The following is a 25,264-nucleotide window of genomic DNA, read 5'->3' on the forward strand; positions in this document are numbered from 1 at the left end:
TCCATGGGCCGCCCGGTACGCGGCGCCTACCGTGGCGCGCTGCTGGCGTCGCTGCTCCTGCTCGCGAGCCTGTCCCAGGCCGCCGAGCCGGGCCGCGCGGCAGTTGCCACGCCCCATCCGTCTGCCACAGTGGCCGGCCTGGAAACCCTGGCGCAGGGCGGCAACGCCTTCGATGCCGCAGTCGCCATCAGCGCCGCATTGGCAGTCGCCGAACCTTACGGTTCCGGCCTCGGCGGCGGCGGCTTCTTCCTGCTCCGCAAGGGCGGCGACAAGCCCACCTACCACTTCCTCGATGCCCGCGAACGCGCCCCGTTGGCCGCCAATGCACGCCTGTATGTACGTGACGGCAAGGTAGACCCGGCCCTGTCCCTGGATGGCCCGCTGGCCGCCGCCATTCCCGGCCTGCCTGCCGCCCTGGCGGACCTCGCTGGCCGCTACGGCCGCTTGCCCCTGGCCGACAGCCTGACACCGGCCATCCGCCTGGCCCGCGACGGCATCTCAGTGGACCGGGTCTACCGCGAGCGCGCCTCCTGGAGACTGTCGTCCATGCGCGACGACCCGGAAACGGCGCGGCTGTTCCTCGACCACAAGGGTGAAATCCCGGAAGAATTCAGCCTGCTGCGCCAGCCGGAACTCGGCAACACCCTCGAACGCATCGCCCGCTACGGCAAGGCCGGGTTCTACAGCGGCCTCACCGCCGAAAGGCTGGTGCAGGGCGTGAACGCCGCCGGCGGCATCTGGAGCCTGCGCGACCTGGCCGAATACAAAACCGTGGAACGCCAGCCGATCCGCTTCCGCCTCGCCGATGGCCGTGAGCTGATCGGTGCCCCGCCGCCCTCGGCCGGCGGCATCGCCCTGGCCCAGAGCCTGGCCATGTTGCAGGAACTGCCCTGGCGCAAGGCAGACCGCGTGCAGCGCACCCACTACGTGGTGGAAGTCCTGCGCCGCGCCTATCGCGACCGTGGCCTGCTCGGCGACCCGGATTTCGTTGTAATTCCGCAGGCCAAACTGCTCGATGCCGGCTACCTGAAAGACCTCGCCAAGGGTATCGATGCCCGACGCGCCACGCCGAGCAGCAGCCTGCCGCCTTCGCCGCCCTGGCGCGAAGGCGACCACACGACGCACTTCGCGGTCATCGACAAGGACGGCAATGCGGTGGCCGCCACGCTGTCCATCAACCTGCCCTTCGGCGCTGCGTTCACCGTGCCCGGCACCGGCGTTCTGCTGAATGACGAGATGGACGATTTCGCGGCGAACCCCGACGGCGCCAACGCTTACGGCCTTGCCGCCAGCCAGGCCAATGCCGTGGGCTCCGGCAAACGCCCGCTCTCGTCCATGAGCCCGACCTTCATCGAAAGCGAAGGAGAATTCGCCGCCTTCGGCACCCCGGGCGGCAGCCGGATTCCCAGCATGGTGCTGTTGTCGGTGCTGGAGTACCTGGATGGTCAGCCGGTGAACCGCTGGCCAGCGGTGGCGCGCTATCACCACCAGTACCTGCCGGACCAGATCGAGTACGAGCCGGGCGCCTTCAGCAGCAGCGAAACCGCCGAATTGCGCGCTCGCGGCTACAGCCTCAAGCCGCTGGAACGCAACTACGGCAACCAACAGGTGCTGTTCTGGAGCAAGGCCAAGGGCAGCCTCGACGCGGCCAGCGACCCACGAGGCCTCGGCCTATCCGAAATCCTCGACATCGAGAAGCTAAAGTAGGAGCGAATTCATTCGCGAAGGGCCGCCCCAGCGGCCCGTTACCCCCAAGCCAGCACAAGGGGTCCACATCGCGAATGAATTCACTCCCACAGAAAACAGGGCCGCACCTCAGGTCAGCCGCTCGCCTTCCAGCACGATCAACGCCTCGTCATCCTGCTCCAGCCGCCGCAGCTCGCGGAACAGCAACTGTCCTTCACCCAGCATCATCACGTTGCGAAGGCTCTGGAAGATCCGGCTGGCATAACCCAGATCGTTCATCAGGGAACTGGTCATCAGGCCATCCAACTCGCCACTGCGCACCGAATTGAACAGCCGGGTGCGGAAGCTGCCATCGAAGGCCGCGGCCTTTCCGTCCAGCCAGGCCAAGCGCTCGTTCCAGGCCTGCTCCGGCAGGTCGGAACGGCCCAGCTCGTGCAGCTCATGGAGCATGGTCAGCAGGTGGCGACGCAGGTCCACGTAGGCATCACGAAGGGGTGACGGCTCCTGATCCAGATAGCGGCCGAGGTTCTTCTGCAGGTGCTTGGCGTCCTTCACAGCATCCACCAGTTGCAGCGCAGCCAGTTGGCAACTGACCCAGAACTGCTGGTGCGCTTCGTCCAGAGGCAGGTCGAGTCGGCCCATGAAACTCAGCAGATCGCCGTACACACCCTTGATATGCCGCTGGTAGAGCGCTTCCGCATCCAGATGATGGCGCTCCGGCCGGGCCTGCAGCAGGCGCTCGTCGCCTTGCGCCTTGGCCAGTTGATCCACCGGCAGATAGAGCGCGTGACAGATCACTTCCATGCTCAAGCGCCCGAGATGGCGCAACTCGCGCACCACGGCGCTGGCGGCGGCATCCACCGAGTCCAGGGCGCGTTCGTTGAGGTAGCGCGCCCGTGTACGCAGCAGCTCCTCCGGCCCGGCAGCCAATTCGGTGATGAGCACCTGGGGCTCTTCGCGCTCCGGCAACCAGCGCACCAGCCAATGTGCGAGACGTTCCTGAAGCGGCCAGAACAACAGCACCCCCATGGCGTTGATCAGGCTATGGAACATGGCCAGCTGGATCAGCTCGTTGTCGCCCAGTCCGGTGAGACCGGCGATCCGATCAACCAGCCAGCTCAATGGCCCCAGCAGGATGAAAGCCAGGCTGCAAGTGACTACGTTGAACAACACATGGGCCAGCGCCAGCCGCTGTCCACTGCGGTTGCCGCCGAGGGAGCCCACGAAGGCCGTAGTGACGCTGCTGCCGACGTTGGAGCCGATGGCGATGGCGAACCCCTGGGCCAGGTCCAGCTGACCGCCTGCCAGGGCCGCCAAGGTCAGCATCAAGGTTGCGTGGCTGGATTGCAGCACCACGGTCACCAACAGCCCCACCAGCGAGAACAGCAGGCTGCCCATCAGCCCGTCCGCCTGGTAAGCGGTGAAGTCGAGGCCGTCGCCGAAACTGGCGAAACCGTCCTTGATCTGGTCGATACCGAGGAAGATGAAGGCAATGCCGAGAACGATGCGTCCGGCCGCCTTGCTCTTCTCGCCGACGAAGCCGCCGAGCACGCCGAACACCAGCAACGGCAATGCCAGCGGGCTCAGGCTGAGGTTCTGCCCCGCCAGGGCCAGCAGCCAGATGCCGCTGGTAGCCCCCAGGTTGGCGCCGAACAGAATGGCGATGCCGCCGGCGAGCTGGATCAGCCCGGCACTGATGAAGGCGATGGTAAGCAGCGACACCAGCGTGCTGGATTGCAGCAGCAAGGTGCCGCAGATGCCGAACATCAGCCCCTTGAAGTTGGTGGAGGTGCTGCTGGCCAGCAGTTGCTCGAGTTTGCTGCCGGCGAGTTGGCGTAGCCCCTCTTCCAGGCACTGCATCCCGAACAGGAACAGCGCGAGACCGGCGCAGAGTTCCAGCCAACCGGAGCTGAACCAGAAGCTCAATGCCAAGCCGATGGTGGCCAAGATGAGCAAGACGATGCGGGAGTAATGCTTCACGGGCGGTATTCCTTCACCAGACACTGCCCAGCTGTTACCCGATGCGGCCGCCAATCGGCAACCCGTACAGAGTCCGAAAACGCCGACGACCCCGAAGAGGGGCCGTCGCGATGGAGCTACAGGAAGGGATCAGTCTCGCTGGTAACCGCTAATGGTGCAGCCCAGGCAGCGCACGAAGGCCTCTCTGCCTGGCTCGACAACCAGCGCATCGGCCGCATCCCCGACATTCCCGCCCAGGGCGGAGAACGGCAGGCTGATGATGAACAGGCCTGCGCCGATCACGGTAGCGCCGATCAGCAGCGGGCGGGCGATCAGGATGTCGCCGGCCATGCTGTAACCGCTGGGGGCGTTGGCGGTGTACATCGGGTCGCCGCTGACGTTTTCCTGTACCACTTCCGCATTAGCCGGCAGCGCCAGCAGGCCAGTGGTCAGCGCCAGGACAGCAGCGGTTGTGCGGAGCAGGTTCATACGGGCGATCCTTCAGATAGTGGTGTACGAAAAACTATAACAGCGCATGGCACATTGGCAGCGTGACGGCCTTCAATCGCCATTGAAAGCGTAGTCGGGTTTTTTCGGCACGTAAGGACGGTAGAAGGCCAGCAACTGGCGCAGATCGGCCTGCTCGTCACCGGTGGTGTAGAACGGCTGGCCGATCACCACCCGGCGATTGACGTAATCCAGGGCCGCCGGCACCACCGGCACGTCGGCGCCACGGGCGATGTGGTAGAAGCCCATCTTCCAGCGCTCCACCCGCTTGCGGGTGCCTTCGGGCGAGATGATCAGCATGAACTCGCGGCTCTGGCGGAATTGCTCCACTGCCTGCTCCACCATGTTCAGCTTGAGGTGGCGGTGGATCGGCACCCCGCCCCAGCGCTTCAACAGACCGCCGAAGGGCCGGCGGAACAGCGTGTGCTTGGCGAACCAGTGGCCATTCAGGCGCAGGACGAACTTCACCGCGAGGAAGATCACGAAGTCCCAGTTGGAGGTGTGATGGGCGCCGATCACCACAAACTTGTCGAGGAGCGGCATGCGTCCCTCGATACGCCAGCCCATCAGGCGCAGCATGCCGTGGCCGATCGCCTCGGCAAAGGGATTGGGGGGCAGGTAGTTACCGTACATAGGACAGACTTCTTTCTTGTTATACGAATGCTCGACGCCGAGTCTGGCGACCCGGCGAGGGATTAGCGTTGGCAGCGCGGACAGTAGACGCTGGCGCGCTGGCCCAGGCGGACTTCCCGCAGAGTCGAGCCGCACTGCTTGCAGAACTCGCCCGCGCGCCCGTAGACGAACAGCTCCTGCTGGAAGTAGCCCGGCTTGCCGTCACCGCCGACGAAGTCGCGCAGCGTGGTACCGCCACACTCAATGGCTTGCGCGAGGATACGTTTGATCTCCTCGGCCAGCTTCAGGTAGCGCGCCCGCGAAATGGAGCCCGCTTCGCGACGCGGGTCGATCCCGGCGGCGAACAGCGCCTCGGTGGCGTAAATGTTGCCGACCCCGACCACCACGGCGTTATCCATGATGAAGGGCTTCACCGCCATGCTGCGGCCGCGGGACAGCTGGAACAGGCGGTCGCCGTCGAACAGCCCGGTCAGCGGTTCCGGTCCCAGGTGACGCAGCAGCTCGTGGTTCAGCGGATCATCGCTCCACAGCAGCGCGCCGAAGCGACGTGGGTCGGTGTAGCGCAGGGCCATGCCCGACTCCAGCTCGATATCCACATGCTCATGCTTGGCCGCTTCCAGCCCTGCTTCCACCAGGCGCAGGCTGCCGGACATGCCGAGGTGGCTGATCAGGGTGCCGACCTCGGCCTGCAGCAACAGGTACTTGGCGCGGCGCTCCACCAGCAGGATGCGCTGGCCGGACAGCCGCACATCGAGGTCCTCGGGAATCGGCCAGCGCAGACGGCGCTCACGCACGATCACCCGGCTGACGCGCTGGCCTTCGAGGAAGGGCGCAATGCCACGACGGGTAGTTTCGACTTCGGGTAATTCAGGCATCGGAATCTCGGTACTCGGGCGCGGCTCAGCTCACGCCAAGCTCGCGGATGCTTTCCTTGAGGTTCTCGAAGTCGTACTCCGACAACCCGACATAGTCCAGCACCTGCGCGCGAATGCTCATCCACTCGTAATCCTCTGGCTGGTTGCCCAGCACCAGATGCGAGGCACAGATGTGCTCGGCCATCTTGAGGATGGCCAGCAGCGTCTTGAGCTGGGCATCGCGAGCGGAATCGTCGGTGAAGATCGACAGTGCGTTGTGGTGGTTGGCGATGGCTTCGCAGAGATGCTCCGGCAAGCGCCAGGAGCGCGCCGTGAAGAATCCGACCACAGCGTGGTTGGTATTCAGCAGGCGATTCTCGGTGTCCACCACGCGGCGCTCAGGGCCAGCACTGGCGTAGGCCTCTTCCAGCACCATCATGTAGTCGGGGAAGCGCTTGAGCATCAGCGGGATGCCGCAATTGTGGAACAGGCCGAGGGCATAGGCCTCGTCGGCCGACTGGTAACCGATGCGCTTGGCCAGCGTCAGGCTGGTCATCGCGACGTCCTGGGCGGTGTCCCAGAAGCGGTTCAGGGTAAGGATGGTCTCATCGCTCATCTCGCCCTTGATCGACTGTGCGTTGATCAGGTTGATCACCGTGTTGCAGCCGAGCAGGTTCACCGCCTGCTGGATCGAGGCGATGCGGTTGGTCAGGCCGAAAAAGGGCGAGTTGACGATCTTCAGCAGCGCGCCGGACAGGCCCGGGTCCTGGCTGATCAGGCGGGCGATGGACTTCAGGTCCGGGTTGGGCATGACCTGCTCCATTTGCAGGTCGACCATGATCTGAGGTTGCGGCGGCACACTGATGCCCTGCAGGACCTGACGGATCTGATCTGCGGATAGTTCTTGAGCCATGGGAATGAGAGGGAAGTTTGACCGAGTCGACAGTCTACCCGGTTGCACCAATCACTTGCTCGGGATTTCCAGGCATTTTCCGACCATCGTGCCAGGTCGCCTACAGCACCGCCGGGCGGCCCCCGGAGCCTGCGCGGGCTGGGGTATAATCCCCGCCTTTTTTCCGGAGAGCGACACATGTCCCTGCCCAGCCTGCGCCTCAAAGCCAACGCCGATCGACGCCTGCGCGCCGGCCACCTGTGGGTCTACAGCAACGAAGTGGACGTGGTCGCCACCCCGATGAGCCTCTTCCAGCCGGGCGACCAGGCCATCCTCGAAGCCGCTGGCGGCAAGCCCCTGGGCGTGGTCGCCATTTCGCCGAACAACCTGATCTGCGCCCGCCTGGTGTCCCGTGACATCAAGCACAGCCTGGACAAGTCCCTCCTGGTGCATCGCATCAACGTCGCCTTGAGTCTGCGCGAGCGCCTCTTCGACAAGCCCTTCTACCGCCTGGTCTACGGCGACTCCGACCTGCTGCCGGGCCTGGTGGTGGACCGCTTCGGCGATCACCTGGTGGTGCAACTTGCTTCCGCCGCCATGGAGCGCAACAAGGACGCCGTGCTCGACGCCCTGGTGCAGGTCCTCAAACCTCGCGGCGTGCTCTGGAAGAACGACTCCAGCGCGCGTGACGCCGAAGGCCTGGAGCGCTACGTGGACACTGCCTTCGGTGTGGTGCCCGAGTGGGTCGCCCTGGAAGAGAACGGCGTGAAGTTCGAGGCCCCGGTCATGGAAGGCCAGAAGACCGGCTGGTTCTACGACCACCGCATGAACCGCGCGCGCCTGGCGCCCTACGTGAAGGGCAAGCGCGTCCTCGACCTGTTCAGCTACATCGGCGGCTGGGGCGTGCAGGCCGCGGCCTTCGGCGCCAGCGAAGTGTTCTGCGTCGACGCCTCCGGCTTCGCCCTCGACGGCGTGGAGCGCAACGCGACCCTCAATGGCGTGGCCGAACAGGTCACCTGCGTGGAAGGTGACGTGTTCGAAGCCCTCAAGGAACTGAAAGCCGCCGAAGAGCGCTTCGACGTGGTCGTCGCCGACCCGCCCGCCTTCATCAAGCGCAAGAAGGACCTGAAGAACGGCGAGGCCGCCTACCGCCGCCTCAACGAGCAAGCCATGCGCCTGCTGAACAAGGACGGCATCCTGGTCAGCGCCTCCTGCTCCATGCACCTGCCGGAAGACGACCTGCAGAACATCCTGCTCAACAGTGCCCGCCACCTGGATCGCAATATCCAGCTGCTGGAGCGCGGCGGCCAGGGTCCGGACCACCCCGTGCACCCGGCCATCGCCGAGACCCGCTACATCAAGAGCCTGACGGTTCGCCTGCTGCCGAACAGCTAAGCACCTCCGCCCAGCATCGGGCCGGCCGCTGCGCCGGCCCGACCGCCAGCCTTTCCCTGCCGGCCGGGCCCGGCGTAGAATCGGGCCATTCCTCGCCAACCATCCTCCGGCGGGCCAGTGAGCTTCGGCCGAGCGAGCGGTGACCCCGCCCCGCCTTCCGGCCACCACCGACCGAATGGCCATCTGCCGTTTGCATCCGGTATGTTGCGCGCTCACGATGAGACTCTTATCGATACCTGATTAGCCGCAGGAAACCGTCATGCCCGATTACCGCTCGAAAACCTCTACCCACGGCCGCAACATGGCCGGCGCCCGTGCCTTGTGGCGCGCCACCGGGATGAAGGACGAGGACTTCAAGAAGCCGATCATCGCCATCGCCAACTCCTTCACCCAGTTCGTGCCCGGTCACGTGCACCTGAAGGACCTGGGCCAGCTGGTCGCCCGCGAGATCGAAAAGCACGGCGGCGTGGCCAAGGAATTCAACACCATCGCCGTGGACGACGGCATCGCCATGGGCCACGACGGCATGCTCTATTCCCTGCCGAGCCGCGAGATCATCGCCGACTCCGTGGAATACATGGTCAACGCCCACTGCGCCGACGCCATCGTCTGCATCTCCAACTGCGACAAGATCACCCCCGGCATGCTGATGGCCGCCCTGCGCCTGAACATCCCGGTGGTCTTCGTCTCCGGCGGCCCGATGGAAGCCGGCAAGACCAAGCTGGCTAACCACGGTCTGGACCTGGTGGACGCCATGGTCGCGGCCGCCGACGACTCCTGCTCCGACGAGAAAGTCGCCGAGTACGAGCGCAGCGCCTGCCCCACCTGCGGTTCCTGCTCCGGCATGTTCACCGCCAACTCCATGAACTGCCTGACCGAGGCCCTCGGCCTGGCGCTGCCGGGCAACGGCTCGACCCTGGCCACCCACAGCGACCGCGAGCAGCTGTTCCTGCGCGCCGGCCGCCTGGCCGTCGAGCTGTGCCAGCGCTACTACGGCGAAGGCGACGAGTCCGTGCTGCCGCGCAACGTTGCCAGCTTCAAGGCGTTCGAGAACGCCATGACCCTGGACATCGCCATGGGCGGCTCGACCAACACCATCCTGCACCTGCTGGCCGCCGCCCAGGAGGCGGAGATCGACTTCGACCTGCGCGACATCGATCGCCTGTCGCGCAAGGTGCCGCAGCTGTGCAAGGTGGCGCCGAACATCCAGAAGTACCACATGGAAGACGTGCACCGCGCCGGCGGCATCTTCTCCATCCTCGGTGAACTGGCCCGTGGTGGCCTGCTGCACACCGACGTGCCCACCGTGCACAGCCCGAGCATGAGCGATGCCATCGCCCAGTGGGACATCACCCAGACCCAGGACGAGGCCGTACACACCTTCTTCAAGGCCGGCCCGGCAGGCATCCCGACCCAGACCGCATTCAGCCAGTCCACCCGCTGGGCGACGCTGGACGACGACCGCGCCGAAGGCTGCATCCGCAGCGTCGAGCACGCCTACTCCCAGGAAGGTGGCCTCGCGGTTCTTTACGGCAACATCGCCCTCGACGGCTGCGTGGTGAAGACCGCCGGCGTGGACGAGTCCATCCATGTGTTCGAAGGCACCGCGAAGATCTTCGAAAGCCAGGACGCCGCGGTGAAGGGCATCCTCGCCGACGAAGTGAAGGCCGGCGACGTGGTGATCATCCGCTACGAAGGCCCGAAAGGCGGCCCGGGCATGCAGGAAATGCTCTACCCCACCAGCTACCTGAAGTCCAAGGGGCTGGGCAAGCAGTGCGCCCTGCTCACCGACGGCCGCTTCTCCGGCGGCACTTCGGGCCTGTCCATCGGCCACGCTTCGCCTGAAGCCGCTGCCGGCGGCGCCATCGGCCTGGTGGAGGACGGCGACAGGATTCACATCGACATCCACAACCGCACCATCCAGCTGCTGGTCAGCGATGAAGAGCTGTCCCACCGTCGCCATGTGCAGGACAAGAAGGGCTGGAAACCGGTCGCGCCGCGCGCGCGCAAGGTCACCACCGCGCTCAAGGCCTACGCCCTGCTCGCCACCAGCGCCGACAAGGGCGCGGTGCGCAACAAGTCGATGCTCGAAGGCTGACAAAATAAAAAGTGGCTCGTCGATGTGGCGAGCCAGTACCCTTGCGCCCTGACACAGACAACGCCGGACACCTGGACAGTATCCGGCGGTTCCAGTGACTGACCTTGGGTTAGGTAATGCAAGAGCACCAGACAGGCCGCCCCCAGAAGAAAGTAGCCATACTGCAATCGAACTACATCCCCTGGAAGGGATACTTCGACATGATTGCCGCCGTGGATGAATTCATTCTCTACGACGACATGCAGTACACACGGCGAGATTGGCGTAATCGTAATCAGATTAAAACGCCGCAAGGTCTTCAATGGCTTACAGTTCCCGTGAAGGTGAAGGGAAAGTACCACCAGGCCATCCGAGAAACTGAAATAGACGGTAAAGACTGGGCAATGGCTCACTGGAAAGCCCTTACCCAGAATTACAAGCGCGCCAAGCACTTCAGTTCGATCGCTCAAGAGCTGGAACCTCTTTACCTCGACAACGATTACGAATTTATTTCACAGCTCAACAGAGCCTTGATTGAATGGGCCTGCGGGAAACTCTCAATCCAGACAAAAATCTCCAACAGCTGGGATTACAAACTCATTGACGGCAAAACTGAGAGACTTGCCGACCTGTGTGAACAAGCAGGTGGAACCCACTACATCTCCGGCCCCGCCGCAAGAAGTTATATTGACGAATCAGTTTTCGACGAGAAAAACCTGCAACTGTCCTGGTTTGACTACGACGGATACAAAGAGTACCCGCAGCTTTGGGGGGAGTTCTCCCATGGCGTATCCATTCTGGATCTTCTATTTAACTGCGGACCCGCCTCTCATGAGCTCCTGAGATTCACGCACCGCAGTCGCAGCGCTGACGATATAACCAGATGAGCAGCCCTAGCTTGAATAAAGTCTCGATCGTCTCGACGCTTTACCAGTCGTCCGCATACATCAACGAATTCGTTGAGCGCGCTAGCCTGGCCGCCACCCAGCTTGCGCTTGACTACGAGATAATCCTGGTCAACGACGGTTCCCCGGACAATTCGCTCGAAAAAGCCATCATCCATGCCGAAAACAATCCTCATGTAAAAGTAATTGATCTATCGAGGAACTTTGGCCACCACAAGGCGATGATGACGGGTCTCGCGCACGCTTCCGGTGATTTGATCTTCCTGATCGACAGCGACCTTGAGGAAGAGCCGGAGTGGCTGAACAGGTTCTATGGGAGGTTGACGTCCGAGCACTGCGATGTCGTATATGGCGTCCAGGAGGCGCGTAAAGGCGGTCTCGTAGAGCGGATAACCGGGCAATGGTTCTATCCTCTTTTTCGAACACTGACTGGGCTTTCGCTCCCGGAGAACATCGTCACAGCGCGCCTGATGACGCGCCGGTACGTGGACTCCCTGTTGGCGCACGAAGAAAGAGAGGTCTTCATGGCCGGCCTTTGGTACATCACCGGTTATCGTCAGGTCGCCGAAGTCATCAAAAAGCACAGCACCAGCGAGAGCACCTATACATTCCGCCGCAAGATGTCCCTGCTCGTGAACTCCGTCACTTCCTTCAGCAATACTCCGCTGATCGGAATCTTCTATGTCGGCATCTCCATTTCGGCACTCGCGAGCCTTTACATTGCATATCTGGCAGTTCAATGGCTCTTCTTGACCCGACCATTGAGTGGATGGACATCCGTAATGGCTTCGATCTGGCTGATTGGTGGCCTGATCATCTCTTTCATAGGTGTTGTTGGAATATATCTCTCGAAGATATTTTCAGAGGTAAAACGACGTCCCTACACCATCGTGCGGCGAGTATATGAAAGTAAAAAGTGACATTCTCTCCGAGATTGCCGATTACTACTCCACCAAACTCGCTGAGCATGGTGAAACGCCACGAGGTGTGGACTGGAATGGTGAGGAAGGCCATACACTTCGGTTCGTTCAGCTTGCCAAACTCATCGAAGGGTCCTTGAGCTACTCGCTGAATGATCTCGGTTGCGGGTACGGCGCGCTGTACGAGCACCTCAGCGCCCTACACGGAAACCTTTCCTACTATGGCTATGACATCTCGCACGAGATGATCGCGGCGGCATCTCGTCGCCATGAAGGAAAGAGCAACTGCCACTTCGTGGAGTCCCACCGACCTACAATCGAGGCCGACTACGGAATCGCCAGTGGCATATTCAATGTACGACTTGGCCGCTCCGATGAAGAGTGGAAAGAGCACCTGATCATCGCACTGGACGCACTGAACGAAACGAGTCGCAAGGGCTTTACCTTCAACTGCCTGACATCGTATTCGGATACGCACAAGATGCGTGATTACCTGTATTACGCCGACCCGTGTGAACTGTTCGACCTTTGCAAGCGCCGCTATTCTAGAAACGTCGCCCTGCTCCATGACTACGGGCTCTATGAGTTCACGATACTGGTGAGAAAAGACAAATGAAAACACCACTAGTTATCTTCGGCACTGGGGACATAGCTCAGCTTGCCCATTACTACTTCAGCAACGACAGCGATTTCCAGGTCGTTGCATTCACGGTGGATGCAGCCTTCATTACGTCCAGCGAGTTCCTGGGGCTTCCCGTGGTCCCGTTCGAAGAGATCGATACCCACTATCCGCCGGCTGACAACCGACTCTTCATTGCCTTGAGCTACTCAAAACTGAATGAGGTTCGCAAGGAGAAGTACCTGGCTGCCAGAGCGCTCGGCTACAAACTGGCCAGCTACGTCAGCTCCCACGCTACGGTCCTGAATGACAACCAGATTGGCGATAACTGCTTCATTCTCGAAGACAACACTATTCAGCCCTTCGTGCGTATCGGAAACAACGTCACCCTGTGGAGCGGCAATCACATTGGCCACCATTCCACGATCAAGGATCACTGCTTCATTGCTTCGCACGTAGTGATATCCGGCGGCGTCGAAATTCAGGAGATGTGTTTCATCGGAGTCAACGCGACGCTGCGAGATCACATCAAGGTAGGGGAAAAGTGCGTAATAGGCGCCGGCGTCCTGCTACTGAAGGATGCCGAGGCGGAGGGTCTCTATATCGGCGCACCGAGTGAACGCTCTCCGGTGCCAAGCACCAGGCTCAAAAAGATCTGACCCATGAAATGGAAGAAACTCGGCCAGGTGTTCTGTCCGTCCGGAGAATTCGAATGGATGCATTCGCACGCAGCGAATCCGGTTGCAGATCACGTCGGCGGCAATCGCTTTCGAATCTATTTCAGCACGCGCGATCAACAGAACCGCTCCAGCATTGCCTGGGTGGAGATCGAAATGTCGGCCCCGACCCAGGTTGTCAGGGTTTGCAAAGAGCCCGTGCTGTCACCCGGCCCGATTGGATGCTTCGACGATAGTGGCTGCTCGATTGGATCGATCGTACGCGTCGGTGATCTGCATTATCTCTATTACATGGGCTGGAACCTCGGCGTAACCGTGCCCTGGAGGAACTCGATCGGCCTGGCCATCTCTGCAGATGGTGGCCAGACCTACCGGAGACACTCCCTGGCTCCGCTGATGGATCGATCCGCGGAAGATCCCTACACGCTTTCCTATCCCTGGGTAGTTCGGAACACTGATGGTTGGCACATGTGGTACGGCTCCAATCTGGAGTGGGGTGCCACCCAGGCCGACATGTCACATTTCATCAAATACGCCAGTTCGGACGACGGACTGAGCTGGTCCCGTAATGGCCACGTTGTGATCACGCCGGAAAGCGAAAGCGAGTACGCATTCGCTCGGCCCTGCGTTGTGCAGCAAGGCGGAAAACACCTCATGTGGTACGCCTATCGCGGGGAAAGCTATCGCATCGGTTATGCGGAATCCCACGATGGTCGCACCTGGACACGCCGAGACGAGCTGTCGGGAATAACCGTCAGCGAAGGTCATTGGGATGGCCTCAGCATTGAGTATCCCAGCGTCTTCAGCCACCAGGGCCGGCAGTACCTGCTGTACTGCGGTGACGGCTATGGCAAGACCGGTTTCGGTATCGCGGTTGCAACAGATGATTAGGCAAAAGCTGATCAGCAACAGTTCGATCAGGCAGCTCTTGCGCTACGCGGTGGTGGGCGTCATCAGCAACTGCTCCGGCTACATGGTGTACCTGCTGCTCACCTATCTGGGCATGACACCCAAGATCGCAATGACGATTCTGTACTGCGTCGGGGCTGGGGTCGGGTTCTTTGGCAACCGGAAATGGGCGTTTGAGCATGATGGCCACTATCTCGGTGCAGCAATCCGCTATATGTGCGCTCACATCCTCGGCTATACGACAAGCCTGTTGCTGCTGCTCATATTCCACGACCACCTTGGTTACCCTCACCAACTTGTCCAGGCAGTCTCGATTGTGATCGTTGCATTGCAGCTCTTTGCCACCTTCAAGTTCTTTGTATTTCCTCAAGGCCGCAAGGCCACGAAACAAAGATCTGCCTGACTTGCGGCGCGAACTACTGTTCCAGCATCGTGACGCTTCTGCTTCCAGCGATGCTGGCCTCTCGCTTGACGCAGAAACGCACCAGCAATGCTCACTACGACGCAACCGCAGAGTTCAAATTGCCCAGACTGCTCAACTAGTGCTTCGAAATGGCAATGAACGTGGAGTGCGCACTAATCCGCACAGGTTTGAGACTCCCCATCGGCGGCTCCCGCCTGGTTATCGCGAGAAAACGCTAGGGAAAAGAGTGGCCATGGCACCACCATGGCCGACTTTTCCAATGGTTCAGTCCCCGAGGCTCTTCACCGAGACGCAGCACATTTCTCCGGATGCCTTCGCCAAACCCTTGAGGCTGTCCGGCAGATAGTCGCAGCGGGACAGCACGCCAGCACTGTTCATCTTCCTCAGGAACTGGCGCGTATCGCCCACAGTGTTCCCGTACGCCAACTCGAAAACGTACAACGCATTCATCGGAGCGCGGCTTCCCGCCAGGTAGAAATAGCCCACCCCATCGACAACTGCATGGGGCGAGTCAGCCTTGCCCAACTCGCAACTGCTCGCCAGTTGGTCGAGTTCAAGCTGCGCCTTGTCGTAGAGATGCAAGGGCGTGGACAGTAACTGGCTCGGAACCGTATAGAAGCTGCCCTGATTGGCAATCCACAGCGCAGGGAGTTGATAGCTGGCCAGTTGGATGGCACTGACCAGAAACACGCCCATGCAACCCGCCGCAATAGCTGACAAGGCCCGTTGATTTCGCGCTAGCCATTCCTGGTGAACTGAATCGCCCAGAAGCATCCCGATCAGCAGAACCAGGCAAGGAACCATCAAGCCGGGCGTATAGAAATGCCAGCTGGCAGGATTGTAAATCGCGGCATGACCCAGCAATCCGGCGAGCATCATGGCAATCAGCACATGCGTAAGACGCAGCCGGAGCCTCACCAGCGCTCGCATGACCACCCAGGATGCAGTCACCGGAACCGAAATCAGCAGAATGATGTACAACTGGCGGATGCCACTGCCGACAGCCAGGAATCTGGCCAGCCCCCCGTCGAACAGCAACGGTTTGGCAAGCCAGAACGATTGGGGATCCGCGCTGAGTGGCACTCGTTCGGGCACGAGAGCGAGTGCGGCGAGCAGGTTATACAAGAGCCTGGCGGAAAAGTCCGCGATATCCGAGGCGCCGCGAAGGTCGATGACATTGCCCGACAGCACCGCTTGAAGGCTTGGCACATTGTCGCAGGACGTCGCGGCGAAGGTTGCTGGAACTATCTGGACCAGCATTGCCAGGGGCACTCCAACCGCGAATGTCCGCAGCCCCCAATGTGCATACCTCAACGAAGCCCAGATGGACACCACCGCGAACGGCGCGAAGAACAGCGACTTGGGGTGGATGTACAACATGGCGGAAAACAGCGTTACCAGCCCGCTCGACTTGACGAGCCCCAAGCCGACCGACTCTCCCGGCTTGCTGAAGTACAACGGCACGAGGGTGAAAATGATCAAGCACAGCGCCTGAAACTGCTCTCCGCGAGTCAGGATCATGATCATCGGCAGGCTGCCGATTGCACTGAGGCACAGAAGTATCAAGCGCACCGAGTTCCTGGCGCTCGCGCCCTGCGCCAACCTGCCTCCCCACCACCAGAGCATCGCCAGACACAGCACGGCAACGAGAACGCCTACCAGGCGGAGGCCGAATGCGGTTTCCACTCCGTAGATCAGGGAATACAGCACTGCACCCGGCACCAGGCTGGCTTGCAACCCGGCCGTAATCGCTTGTCGGCATTGCGGATAGAGGTAGAGCACTTGCCAGTCATCGGCCAAGAACCGCGCCCGGCTCATATGAACGGCGATTTCATCCGAATACAGCGGTACCAATAGCCCGACGGCAAGCGAGAGGAACACCAGCACCTGAGTCACGCCGCCCAAGGCCATCCATACGCCACCTATCGACGCATCAGCCTTCAGGAAATCGAATCTGGCTATCTGGGCCACCCGCTTCATTGCGGTCTGCCAAAGTAGTTGAAGACCTCCTCGATCACCCGGCTCGTGGACTCCTCAGGCATTCCCGTCCACATCGGCAGTCTCAGCAAGACACTCGATACATGGTCCGTAACCGACATTTCGCCCACCGCGCGGGCAAACCGTTTGCCCGCGGGGGCGGAGTGCAGCGGGATGTAATGGAAAACGGCCTTGATGTCCTGCTCATTCAGATACGCCATCAGGTCGTTCCGCACGTCGTTGCTCTCCAGCAGGATGTAGTACATGTGCGCATTGTGCTCACAGACCTCGGGAACGATCGGACGTCGCAGGAGCCCCTGCGCCTCAAGCGGCTGCAGTGCCTCATGGTATCTACCCCAGGTTTGCAATCTGGATGCCTGGAGCGCGCCCGCCTCTTCGAGCTGGGCCCAGAGAAACGCAGCGGTGAGCTCACCCGGGAGGTAAGAGGAGCCCAGGTCCTGCCAGGTGTATTTGTCCACCTGCCCACGGAAGAACTTGCTTCGGTCCGTGCCTTTCTCCCAGAGAATTTCTGCCCGCTCGGCATAGGTCGGACGATTGACCAGCAAGCATCCACCTTCGCCAGAAGTGAGGTTCTTGGTTTCGTGGAAGCTGAATGCCGCAAGATGCCCGATCGCTCCAAGCGGCTGTCCCTTGTACTTGGCGAGAATCCCCTGCGCTGCATCTTCAATCACCATCAGGCCGTGCTTTTCGGCAATCGCCATGATGCGATCCATTTCGCAGCCCACGCCTGCATAGTGGACAGGCACTATCGCTCGGGTCCTGGGCGTGATGGCGCTTTCGATGAGACTTTCATCGAGGTTCAGGGTGTCGGGCCTGATGTCCACGAAGACCGGCTTGGCACCTCGAAGTACGAATGCATTGGCCGTGGAAACGAAGGTATAGGAGGGCATGATGACTTCATCGCCCGGCTGCAGGTCGGCGAGCAGGCCAGCCATCTCGATCGCCGCCGTACAGGAATGCGTCAGCAGTACCTTGCCACTCCCAGTGGAGCGCTCCAGCCAGTCCTGACATTTCTTGGTGAAGGCGCCGTTGCCCGCGAGGGACATCATCTGATGCGCCTGCGCAATGTTCCAAAGCTCCTTGCCCGTCATGTAAGGACGGTTGAACGGCACCTTCATGGTTAACCCCACGAATTTGAATGGATGTTTGGCGACTGGTCGCAGAAGGTCTAGCAATCGAGGAGGCAACCACCCCCTCGTAATCCCTGCGATTGGCCAGAGAACCGGCCTCCGGCCAGTTGGCGGCGAGGATACCGACTGCCACTGACAAGCGAAAGGCAGCAGCGCAGGAGGATCATTGGAGGGAGGCACGCCAAAGCGACATTCAAGAAAATCCGGGGCCGGATGTGCATTTCATTCCTCTGCCTGGCGCCCAGCCTACCTGATTAGCGGCGGCAGCTTCGCTCACATCCTCCCGAGATAGTAGAATCGCCGCTTTTTTGCGGTCGATCGCCATGACTTCACTGGAAAAGCCCCCCGCCCCCGAGGCTCGCAACGAGCTGCTCTACGGCCTGGAAGACAAGCCGCGCCCGCTGGCAGCCCTGCTCGCTGCGCTGCAGCACCTGCTGGCCATCATCGTTCCCATCGTCACCCCCGGCCTGCTGATCTGCCAGGCGCTGGGTGTGTCGGCGCGGGATACCAACCTGATCGTCTCCATGTCCCTCGTGGTATCGGGCATCGCCACCTATGTGCAGTGCAAGCGCTTCGGGCCGTTCGGCGCCGGGCTGCTGATCGTGCAGGGCACCAGCTTCAACTTCGTGGGCCCGCTGATCGCTGGCGGCGCGTTGATGGTCAAGCAGGGCACACCGGTTGAAGCGGTGATGGCCGCCATCTTCGGCGTGGTGATGGCCGGCGCTTTCGTCGAGATGGGCATCTCCCGCGTGCTGCCCTTCGTGAAGCGACTGATCAATCCGCTGGTGACCGGCATCGTGGTGCTGATGATCGGCCTGACACTGATCAAGGTAGGCCTGATCAGCATGGGTGGCGGCTTCGGCGCCATGGCCAACGGCACCTTCGCCAATGGCGAGAACCTGCTGCTGTCCGGCACCGTGCTGGGCGTGATCCTGCTGCTCAATCGCATTCCGCTGGTGTGGATGCGCAGCTGCGCCATCGTCATCGCGCTGCTGGCGGGCTATGCGCTTGCCGCCTGGCTCGGCCGTCTCGACTTCAGCGGCCTGCACGACGCGCCGCTGGTGCAGGTGCCGGTACCGCTGCACTTCGGCCTGGGCTTCTCCTGGTCGCTGTTCGTGCCAATGCTGGTGATCTACCTGGTCACTTCGCTCGAAGCCATCGGCGACGTCACCGCCACCAGCAAGGTTTCGCGCCAGCCGGTGGAAGGCCCGCTGTGGATGCAGCGGATCAAGGGCGGCGTACTCGTGAATGGCGCCAACTCCCTGCTGGCCGGCCTGCTCAACACCTTCCCCAGCTCGGTCTTCGCGCAGAACAACGGCGTAATCCAGCTCACCGGCATCGCCAGCCGCCACATCGGCGTCTGGATCGCCCTGATGCTGGTACTGCTGGGACTGTTCCCGGCGGTGGCCGGCGTGCTGCAGGCCATTCCAGAACCCGTTCTGGGCGGTGCCGCCATGGTGATGTTCGGCGCAGTGGCCGCTTCCGGCATCAACATCCTCGCCGGCACCACGCTGGATCGCCGCGCCCTGCTGATCATCGCCGTGTCCCTGGCCTTGGGTCTCGGCGTATCGCAGGTGCCGGAGTTCCTCGCCCATATGCCGGCAGCCCTGCGCAACATCCTCGAATCCGGCGTCGCCACCGGCGGCCTCTGCGCCCTGCTGCTCAATTGGTTCCTGCCGGAAAGCCCGGCGCAGTCGCACTAAGTGGCAGAATGGGTCCCATCACTCGATGGGACCCAGCCATGACCTCCCTCCGAATCGGCCTGATCTCAGACACCCACGGCCTTCTCCGGCCCCAGGCCCTCGCGACGCTTGAGGGTTGCGACCATATCCTCCATGCCGGCGACATCGGCAAGCCCGAAATCCTCGATGCTCTGCGCCAACTGGCGCCGCTGACTGCGGTGCGAGGCAATAACGACGTGGACGCTTGGGCCGACGTTGTACGCGACGTCGAAGAACTGTGGCTGGGGGAAACGGGTATCTACCTGGTGCACGACCAGGCGGACATCCCCGATGATTTGAAGGAGCGTGGATTCAGCGTTGTGGTCACGGGGCATTCCCATAAACCGCTGATTACCGAGCGCGCCGGCTTGGTGCACGTGAATCCGGGCAGCGCCGGACCGCGGCGCTTCAAGCTGCCGGTGTCGGTGGGGTTTCTCTTGATTGAGGGCGGCGAGGTGCGGGCGGAGTTGCGAGAGCTACAGATCTGACGGACCAGTCGCCACTGTAGGTTGGGCAGAGCGTAGCGAAGCCCAACACCTGGTCTGGGACGTTGGGCTTCGCGTCGCTCAGCCACAACCTACCAATCTGGATTGGTCTGGGATTGCCTCAGCGCTTTTCCCAAACCTCGAACGCATAGGCCGGCGTGTCCGTCGTCGCCTCGTGCTCGATGCTGGAGGCCAGGCGCCAATCCTGCTGCGACACTTCAGGGAAGAACGCATCGCCTTCCGGAGCCAGCTCTACACGGGTCAGGTAGAGGCGGTCGGCCTGGACGAGGCCCTGGGCGTAAAGCTCGGCACCGCCGATCAGCATCAGCTCTTCGGCCTCTTCCTCGCGCGCCCAGGCGTCAGCGCGCTCGATGGCGGCTTCCAGGCTGGGGAAGACTTCCGCGCCTTCCAGCACCAACCCTTCCTGGCGACTGACCACCAGATTGAGCCGGCCCGGCAGCGGACGACCCAGGGAGTCCCAGGTCTTGCGGCCCATGATGATCGGCTTGCCGAGGGTCATGGCCTTGAAATGCTTGAGGTCCGCGGGCAGATGCCAGGGCAGTTGGTTGTCGCGACCGATCACGCGGTTCTGCGCGAGGGCGGCAATCAGGCAGAGGGGTAGGGTCTTTTTCATGGCGGCGAGAATACCGATTGCCGTCGTGGAGAGAAAGCAATCGGAGGTTTGGGCGTCCCTGGAATCGATTTCCGGCATGGCCTGTGCATACCTGAAATCACCAACTTGGCGGACAGCATCCATTCGTCGCCAATCATTTTTCTGACCATGTGGTCAACTACGTGTTCTGCGCTTTTAGGAGAATTTGAATGATGTTTGGCTGGAAATAGGCGAAAAAGATCGCCTAAAAAATTGTATACAAAGCACTAGTCAATGGACCGGATAATTGTCTACAGTTGCCAGCACAATAACAAAACCGAGAGCCCACCATGACAGTCCCAACCGCAAGTCCGTCTCCGGTGCAACGACCGGAAGATGAAAACCTCGGCATTGGAGCCAACCTCGCCTACGGTCTGCAGCATGTGCTGACCATGTATGGCGGAATTGTCGCGGTACCCCTGATCATCGGCCAGGCCGCCGGGCTTTCGCCCGCGGACATCGGCCTGCTGATCGCAGCCTCACTGTTCGCCGGTGGCTTGGCCACCTTGCTGCAAACAATCGGTCTTCCCTTCTTCGGCTGTCAGCTTCCGCTGGTGCAAGGCGTGTCCTTTGCCGGCGTGGCAACCATGATCGCCATCATCGGCAGCAACGGCGCCGGCGGCATTCCAGCCGTGCTCGGCGCGGTAATCGCCGCCTCACTGATCGGCCTGCTGATCACCCCGATATTCTCGCGGATCACCAAGTTCTTCCCGCCGCTGGTGACCGGCATCGTGATCACCACCATCGGCCTCACCCTGATGCCCGTTGCGGCACGCTGGGCGATGGGCGGCAACAGCCAGTCGCCGGAGTTCGGCAGCGTGGCCAACGTCAGCCTCGCCGCGTTCACCCTCGCCACCGTGCTGCTGCTGAGCAAGCTGGGCAGTGCCAGCATCTCGCGGCTGTCGATCCTCCTGGCGATGATCATCGGCACCGTGACAGCGGTGTTCTTCGGCATGGCGGACTTCTCCAAGGTGCTCGAAGGCCCGCTGGTGGCCCTGCCCACGCCGCTGCACTTCGGCATGCCGGAATTCCACATTGCGGCGATCCTGTCGATGCTGATCGTGATCATCGTGACCCTGGTGGAAACCTCGGCCGACATCCTCGCCGTCGGTGAGATCATCGGCACCAAGGTGGACTCCAAGCGCCTCGGCAACGGCCTGCGCGCCGACATGATTTCCAGCTCCCTGGCCCCGCTGTTCGGTTCCTTCACCCAGAGCGCCTTCGCCCAGAACGTCGGCCTGGTAGCCGTGACCGGTGTGAAGAGCCGCTACGTGGTCGCCACCGCCGGCCTGATCCTGGTGACCCTCGGCCTGCTGCCGGTGATGGGTCGCCTGATCGCCGCCGTGCCGACTTCGGTACTGGGTGGCGCAGGCGTGGTGCTGTTCGGAACCGTCGCCGCGTCGGGCATCCGCACCCTGGCGCAGGTGGACTACCGCAACAACATGAACCTGATCATCGTCGCCACCTCCATCGGCTTCGGCATGATCCCGATCGCGGCGCCGACCTTCTACCACCACTTCCCGGCCTGGTTCGAAACCATCTTCCACTCCGGCATCAGCTCGGCCGCCATCATGGCCATCCTGCTGAACCTCATCTTCAACCACCTGAAGGCCGGCAACTCGGACCAGCAGTCGGTGTTCGTCGCCGCCAGCGAGCGCACCCTGCGCTACCAGGACATCGCCGCCCTGAACGAGGGCGACTATTTCCGCGACGGCAAGCTGTACGACTGCGACGGCAACGAAGTGAAAGTGGTGTCCGAACATGACGACCATCACGACGCGCCATCAACACCCCGGGTGAAGGTGGCAGCCAGTTCCCATAGCCACTGACAGATGAAGGCCGGCGCCCAGCGCCGGCCTTCTCTTTTGATGATGGGGCCGCTTCCAGCGGTTATTCTCAACGCTCACCCTTGGCCAAGAAGCCCTTCGTGAGCGAACCCAATCCAGCCTCCCTCCCTGCCCTTTCCCGCCTCGACCGGCTCTGGCTCACCGAGGCCATCCGCCTGCGCGAAGAACACGCCGGCCCCCTCGAAGACGCCGAGGCAAACCGCCGCGCCAATGCCGCCGGCGGAGACCTCACCGCACGCATCGAAGCCCGCGCGCTCTGGCTCGCCCAGCGCGACGGGCAGCTACAGGCCCTGCAGCACTGGCGCCAGGGCGCACGACTCGCCGGCTTGTTGCTGCTGGTGCTCGCCCTGGTCAGCGGCGCAGGCCTGGCGGTTGCCGCCCTTGGCGATGGCCAACGCCCGGTCAACCTGTTCTGGGCATTGGGCAGCCTGCTCGGCCTGCATTTACTGATGCTGCTCGGTTGGGCCCTGTCGTTTTGTCTCGGCAGCAGCGCCAGCGTGCTGGGGCGCATCTGGCTTTGGCTCAGCGGCAAGCTCGCCCGGGACGCCCAGGCCGCACATCTGGCCCCCGCACTGCTCCTGCTGCTGCAACGCCAACGCCTGACCCGCTGGGGCCTGGGCACCCTGGTTCACGGCGTCTGGCTGCTGACCCTGGGCAGCGCCCTCGCGGTCCTCCTCCTCCTGCTCGCTACCCGTCGCTACGGTTTCGTCTGGGAAACCACCATCCTCGGCAGCGACACCTTCGTCTTCCTCACCCAGGCCCTCGGCGCGCTTCCCAGCCTGTTCGGTTTCAGCCTGCCGGATGCCGCAACCATTCGCGCCAGCAGCAGCGTGGTCGGCGAAGAAGCCGCGCGCCAGGCCTGGTCAGGCTGGCTGCTGGGGGTCACCTTCACCTACGGCCTGTTGCCGCGCCTGCTGCTGGGGCTGTTCTGCTTCTGGTGCTGGTCACAAGGACGTGCACGCCTTGGCCTGGACCTCAGCCTGCCTGGCTACAGCTTGCTGCGCGAACGCCTGCAGCCCGCCAGCGAGCGTCTGGGCGTTTGCGATGCCGCCCCGACCGAACTGGTCGAACCCCACGCCGGCAGCCTGAATGGCGCCAGCCAGGGTGCGCTGCTGGTGGCGATCGAACTGGATGATCGCCGCCCCTGGCCGCCGCCCCTGCCCAAAGGCGTCGGTGATGCAGGCGTGCTCGACAGCCGCGAACAGCGCCAGCGTTTGCTCGACCAGCTCAGCCGCTTTCCGCCAGAACGCCTCGCCGTGGCCTGCGACCCTCGTCGCTCGCCGGATCGGGGCACCCTGGCATTGATCGGCGAACTTGCGCGCAGCGCGGGCCAGATCCGCATCTGGCTCCTGCCCCCACCCTCAGGCGAGATCCTGGATAGCCAGCGCCTGGAAGATTGGCACCAGGCACTCGACCGTCTGGCCCTGACCCACGCTCAGGGGGCTCCCCTGCACTGGCTGGAGACCGGCCATGACTAAACCCTTGAAGCTCGCCGTGGTGGGCCACACCAACGTGGGCAAGACCTCCCTGTTGCGCACCCTGCTGCGTGATCGGTCATTCGGCGACGTGTCCCATCGCCCCAGCACCACCCGGCACGTGGAAGGGGCGCGCCTGTCAGTGGACGGCCAGCCATTGCTGGAGCTTTACGACACGCCGGGCCTGGAAGACGCCATCGCCCTTCTCGATCACCTGGAACGACTGGATCGCCCTGGCGAACGCCTGGATGGCCCCGCCCGCCTCGCCCGTTTCCTCGACGGCAGCGAAGCACGCCAGCGTTTCGAGCAGGAGGCCAAGGTGCTGCGCCAACTGCTGGCCTCCGACGCCGGGCTCTATGTGATCGACGCCCGCGAGCCGGTGCTGGCCAAGTACCGCGATGAGCTGGCCGTGCTCGCCATGTGCGGACGGCCGCTGCTGCCCGTGCTGAACTTCGTCGCCAGCGAAAATCACCGTGAGGCCGACTGGCGCGAGGCCCTCGCCCGCCTGGGCCTGCATGCGCTGGTGCGCTTCGACAGCGTGGCGCCGCCGCTGGATGGTGAAGAGCGGCTCTACGACAGCCTGGCCCTGCTGCTGGAACGCGCCCGTCCGCAGTTGCAGCTGCTGGTGGACGATCACCAGGCGCAACGCCGGTTACGCCTGGAAGCCGGTAGCCGCCTGATCGCCGAACTCCTGCTGGACGTCGCCGCCTGCCGCCGCAGCGTGCCGGCCCAGGACGCCGCCCTCCAGGCGGCCACAGAGGCCCTGCGCCAGCAGGTGCGCCAGCGTGAGCAACGTTGCGTGGAAGCCCTGCTGCGCCTCTACGCCTTCGCTCCGGACGATGCCGCCACCAGCGACCTGCCGCTGCTGGGCGGCCGCTGGGGCGACGATCTGTTCAACCCGGAAACGCTCAAGCAACTGGGCGTTCGCCTGGGCGGCGGCATGGCCGCGGGGGCGGCGGCCGGCGCCAGTGTCGACCTGCTCGTGGGCGGCCTCACGCTGGGTGCGGCAGCGGCGCTCGGAGCCATCGCCGGCGGCGCCTGGCAGACCTTCGGCCACTATGGCGAACGGTTGCTGGGCAAGATCAAGGGACAACGCGAGCTGACCGTGGACGACGCCATCCTGCGCCTGCTGGCGCTGCGTCAACGGCAGTTGCTGGCGGCGCTCGACGCGCGTGGCCACGCGGCGTTCGACGCGGTGCGCGTCGACACGCCGGAGGCGAGGCAGTGGCAGGAAGGCAAGCTGCCGCCAGTACTGGGCAAGGCCCGCGCCCATCCGGAATGGTCGTCGCTGAATCCGGGTGCCGAGCTGGAACAGGCGGAGCGCCAGGGGCAGGTAGCGACCCTGGCCACTGGCCTCATGCCCTGACGACATACCGGCGGCAAGGACTTACCGAAAACCCTCCGCTCCCGTAGGATTGGCCCGCCGCTTCAACAGGGCCCACCGTCTGAATGCACGGTGCCGGCAAGGGGCCAGATTCCCCGCCCCAGCGCGCCCGACA

The 25,264-nt window shown here is 62.7% G+C and carries 22 protein-coding genes; 14 read left to right on the forward strand and 8 right to left on the reverse strand.

Annotated elements, in window-relative coordinates:
* Positions 1-3: 3 nt before the first annotated feature.
* The gene (gene ggt / locus DM872_RS05795; protein ID WP_179058555.1) at positions 4-1,707 is read left to right on the forward strand and encodes a gamma-glutamyltransferase; all 1,704 of its coding nucleotides are present in this window, start codon (positions 4-6) and stop codon (positions 1,705-1,707) included.
* Between the two features lie 108 nt (positions 1,708-1,815).
* On the opposite strand, the gene DM872_RS05800 is transcribed toward ggt, so the two are convergent.
* The 5 genes from DM872_RS05800 to DM872_RS05820 all read right to left on the reverse strand — a co-directional run bounded on the left by DM872_RS05800 (position 1,816) and on the right by DM872_RS05820 (position 6,498).
* Entirely contained in the window at positions 1,816-3,666 is a 1,851-nt protein-coding gene (locus DM872_RS05800) for a Na/Pi cotransporter family protein (RefSeq protein WP_179058556.1), read from the reverse strand.
* Between the two features lie 129 nt (positions 3,667-3,795).
* A complete protein-coding gene (locus DM872_RS05805) occupies positions 3,796-4,134 on the reverse strand; it encodes a multidrug transporter (protein WP_179058557.1) in 339 nt (112 codons plus the stop codon).
* Between the two features lie 72 nt (positions 4,135-4,206).
* Positions 4,207-4,785, reverse strand: coding sequence for a lysophospholipid acyltransferase family protein (locus DM872_RS05810; RefSeq protein WP_179058558.1), 579 nt, complete (start codon positions 4,783-4,785; stop codon positions 4,207-4,209).
* Positions 4,786-4,847: 62 nt separating this feature from the next.
* Positions 4,848-5,660, reverse strand: coding sequence for a bifunctional DNA-formamidopyrimidine glycosylase/DNA-(apurinic or apyrimidinic site) lyase (gene mutM, locus DM872_RS05815; protein ID WP_179058559.1), 813 nt, complete (start codon positions 5,658-5,660; stop codon positions 4,848-4,850).
* A gap of 25 nt (positions 5,661-5,685) precedes the next feature.
* Positions 5,686-6,498, reverse strand: coding sequence for an HDOD domain-containing protein (locus DM872_RS05820; RefSeq protein WP_179058600.1), 813 nt, complete (start codon positions 6,496-6,498; stop codon positions 5,686-5,688).
* Positions 6,499-6,729: 231 nt separating this feature from the next.
* Here DM872_RS05820 and DM872_RS05825 point away from each other — a divergent pair, with 231 nt between their 5' ends.
* The 8 genes from DM872_RS05825 (at position 6,730) to DM872_RS05860 (ending at position 14,436) form a co-directional block, all read left to right on the forward strand.
* Positions 6,730-7,926, forward strand: coding sequence for a class I SAM-dependent rRNA methyltransferase (locus DM872_RS05825; protein WP_077524110.1), 1,197 nt, complete (start codon positions 6,730-6,732; stop codon positions 7,924-7,926).
* A 259-nt stretch (positions 7,927-8,185) separates the two neighbouring features.
* The gene (gene ilvD, locus DM872_RS05830) at positions 8,186-10,024 is read left to right on the forward strand and encodes a dihydroxy-acid dehydratase (protein ID WP_179058560.1); all 1,839 of its coding nucleotides are present in this window, start codon (positions 8,186-8,188) and stop codon (positions 10,022-10,024) included.
* Between the two features lie 116 nt (positions 10,025-10,140).
* Positions 10,141-10,890 (forward strand): WbqC family protein, encoded by a 750-nt coding sequence (locus DM872_RS05835; protein WP_179058561.1) that lies wholly within the window; start codon positions 10,141-10,143, stop codon positions 10,888-10,890.
* Positions 10,887-11,828 (forward strand): glycosyltransferase family 2 protein, encoded by a 942-nt coding sequence (locus DM872_RS05840; protein ID WP_179058562.1) that lies wholly within the window; start codon positions 10,887-10,889, stop codon positions 11,826-11,828. Before DM872_RS05835 ends, DM872_RS05840 begins: the two co-directional genes overlap by 4 nt.
* Positions 11,812-12,444, forward strand: coding sequence for a class I SAM-dependent methyltransferase (locus DM872_RS05845; RefSeq protein WP_179058563.1), 633 nt, complete (start codon positions 11,812-11,814; stop codon positions 12,442-12,444). Before DM872_RS05840 ends, DM872_RS05845 begins: the two co-directional genes overlap by 17 nt.
* Complete coding sequence (locus tag DM872_RS05850; protein WP_179058564.1) at positions 12,441-13,106, forward strand: acetyltransferase; 666 nt, start codon at positions 12,441-12,443, stop codon at positions 13,104-13,106. The genes DM872_RS05845 and DM872_RS05850 overlap by 4 nt, the downstream gene beginning before the upstream one ends.
* A 3-nt stretch (positions 13,107-13,109) precedes the next feature.
* On the forward strand, positions 13,110-14,015 hold the full coding sequence (locus DM872_RS05855; RefSeq protein WP_179058565.1) for a hypothetical protein: 906 nt from the start codon (positions 13,110-13,112) through the stop codon (positions 14,013-14,015).
* Positions 14,008-14,436: a GtrA family protein gene (locus DM872_RS05860; RefSeq protein WP_179058601.1), complete on the forward strand. Its 429-nt coding sequence runs from the start codon at positions 14,008-14,010 to the stop codon at positions 14,434-14,436. Before DM872_RS05855 ends, DM872_RS05860 begins: the two co-directional genes overlap by 8 nt.
* Positions 14,437-14,721: 285 nt before the next feature.
* Here the strand turns inward: DM872_RS05860 and DM872_RS05865 are convergent, their stop codons facing one another.
* Positions 14,722-16,437 carry a hypothetical protein gene (locus tag DM872_RS05865; protein WP_179058566.1) on the reverse strand — a complete coding sequence of 572 codons (1,716 nt, stop codon included), beginning with the start codon at positions 16,435-16,437 and terminating at the stop codon, positions 14,722-14,724.
* Positions 16,434-17,573: a dTDP-4-amino-4,6-dideoxygalactose transaminase gene (gene rffA, locus DM872_RS05870; RefSeq protein ID WP_179058567.1), complete on the reverse strand. Its 1,140-nt coding sequence runs from the start codon at positions 17,571-17,573 to the stop codon at positions 16,434-16,436. Before rffA ends, DM872_RS05865 begins: the two co-directional genes overlap by 4 nt.
* A gap of 335 nt (positions 17,574-17,908) precedes the next feature.
* Here rffA and DM872_RS05875 point away from each other — a divergent pair, with 335 nt between their 5' ends.
* Both DM872_RS05875 and DM872_RS05880 read left to right on the forward strand, forming a co-directional pair.
* Positions 17,909-19,288, forward strand: coding sequence for a nucleobase:cation symporter-2 family protein (locus tag DM872_RS05875; RefSeq protein WP_179058568.1), 1,380 nt, complete (start codon positions 17,909-17,911; stop codon positions 19,286-19,288).
* A gap of 38 nt (positions 19,289-19,326) precedes the next feature.
* Positions 19,327-19,794, forward strand: coding sequence for a metallophosphoesterase family protein (locus DM872_RS05880; protein WP_179058569.1), 468 nt, complete (start codon positions 19,327-19,329; stop codon positions 19,792-19,794).
* 118 nt (positions 19,795-19,912) lie between these two features.
* On the opposite strand, the gene DM872_RS05885 is transcribed toward DM872_RS05880, so the two are convergent.
* On the reverse strand, positions 19,913-20,425 hold the full coding sequence (locus DM872_RS05885; RefSeq protein WP_179058570.1) for a dihydrofolate reductase: 513 nt from the start codon (positions 20,423-20,425) through the stop codon (positions 19,913-19,915).
* 308 nt (positions 20,426-20,733) lie between these two features.
* Between DM872_RS05885 and DM872_RS05890 the strand changes: the two genes are divergently transcribed.
* From DM872_RS05890 to DM872_RS05900, 3 genes are all read left to right on the forward strand, one after another.
* Positions 20,734-22,272 (forward strand): nucleobase:cation symporter-2 family protein, encoded by a 1,539-nt coding sequence (locus DM872_RS05890; RefSeq protein ID WP_179058571.1) that lies wholly within the window; start codon positions 20,734-20,736, stop codon positions 22,270-22,272.
* A 98-nt stretch (positions 22,273-22,370) separates the two neighbouring features.
* Complete coding sequence (locus tag DM872_RS05895) at positions 22,371-23,768, forward strand: DUF2868 domain-containing protein (protein WP_179058572.1); 1,398 nt, start codon at positions 22,371-22,373, stop codon at positions 23,766-23,768.
* Positions 23,761-25,131: a GTPase/DUF3482 domain-containing protein gene (locus DM872_RS05900; protein ID WP_179058573.1), complete on the forward strand. Its 1,371-nt coding sequence runs from the start codon at positions 23,761-23,763 to the stop codon at positions 25,129-25,131. Before DM872_RS05895 ends, DM872_RS05900 begins: the two co-directional genes overlap by 8 nt.
* Positions 25,132-25,264 lie beyond the last annotated feature (133 nt).

This window comes from Pseudomonas taiwanensis (assembly GCF_013393345.1).
Classification (GTDB): Bacteria; Pseudomonadota; Gammaproteobacteria; order Pseudomonadales; family Pseudomonadaceae; genus Metapseudomonas; species Metapseudomonas resinovorans_C.

What these genes read in the sequence shown, in the direction of transcription:
- ggt (WP_179058555.1), top strand. Translation starts at nt 4, where the DNA reads ATGGGCCGCCCGGTACGCGGCGCCTACCGTGGCGCGCTGCTGGCGTCG.
- DM872_RS05805 (WP_179058557.1), bottom strand. Translation starts at nt 4,134, where the DNA reads ATGAACCTGCTCCGCACAACCGCTGCTGTCCTGGCGCTGACCACTGGC.
- DM872_RS05810 (WP_179058558.1), bottom strand. Translation starts at nt 4,785, where the DNA reads ATGTACGGTAACTACCTGCCCCCCAATCCCTTTGCCGAGGCGATCGGC.
- mutM (WP_179058559.1), bottom strand. Translation starts at nt 5,660, where the DNA reads ATGCCTGAATTACCCGAAGTCGAAACTACCCGTCGTGGCATTGCGCCC.
- DM872_RS05825 (WP_077524110.1), top strand. Translation starts at nt 6,730, where the DNA reads ATGTCCCTGCCCAGCCTGCGCCTCAAAGCCAACGCCGATCGACGCCTG.
- ilvD (WP_179058560.1), top strand. Translation starts at nt 8,186, where the DNA reads ATGCCCGATTACCGCTCGAAAACCTCTACCCACGGCCGCAACATGGCC.
- DM872_RS05835 (WP_179058561.1), top strand. Translation starts at nt 10,141, where the DNA reads ATGCAAGAGCACCAGACAGGCCGCCCCCAGAAGAAAGTAGCCATACTG.
- DM872_RS05840 (WP_179058562.1), top strand. Translation starts at nt 10,887, where the DNA reads ATGAGCAGCCCTAGCTTGAATAAAGTCTCGATCGTCTCGACGCTTTAC.
- DM872_RS05845 (WP_179058563.1), top strand. Translation starts at nt 11,812, where the DNA reads ATGAAAGTAAAAAGTGACATTCTCTCCGAGATTGCCGATTACTACTCC.
- DM872_RS05850 (WP_179058564.1), top strand. Translation starts at nt 12,441, where the DNA reads ATGAAAACACCACTAGTTATCTTCGGCACTGGGGACATAGCTCAGCTT.
- DM872_RS05855 (WP_179058565.1), top strand. Translation starts at nt 13,110, where the DNA reads ATGAAATGGAAGAAACTCGGCCAGGTGTTCTGTCCGTCCGGAGAATTC.
- DM872_RS05860 (WP_179058601.1), top strand. Translation starts at nt 14,008, where the DNA reads ATGATTAGGCAAAAGCTGATCAGCAACAGTTCGATCAGGCAGCTCTTG.
- DM872_RS05865 (WP_179058566.1), bottom strand. Translation starts at nt 16,437, where the DNA reads ATGAAGCGGGTGGCCCAGATAGCCAGATTCGATTTCCTGAAGGCTGAT.
- rffA (WP_179058567.1), bottom strand. Translation starts at nt 17,573, where the DNA reads ATGAAGGTGCCGTTCAACCGTCCTTACATGACGGGCAAGGAGCTTTGG.
- DM872_RS05875 (WP_179058568.1), top strand. Translation starts at nt 17,909, where the DNA reads ATGACTTCACTGGAAAAGCCCCCCGCCCCCGAGGCTCGCAACGAGCTG.
- DM872_RS05880 (WP_179058569.1), top strand. Translation starts at nt 19,327, where the DNA reads ATGACCTCCCTCCGAATCGGCCTGATCTCAGACACCCACGGCCTTCTC.
- DM872_RS05885 (WP_179058570.1), bottom strand. Translation starts at nt 20,425, where the DNA reads ATGAAAAAGACCCTACCCCTCTGCCTGATTGCCGCCCTCGCGCAGAAC.
- DM872_RS05890 (WP_179058571.1), top strand. Translation starts at nt 20,734, where the DNA reads ATGACAGTCCCAACCGCAAGTCCGTCTCCGGTGCAACGACCGGAAGAT.
- DM872_RS05900 (WP_179058573.1), top strand. Translation starts at nt 23,761, where the DNA reads ATGACTAAACCCTTGAAGCTCGCCGTGGTGGGCCACACCAACGTGGGC.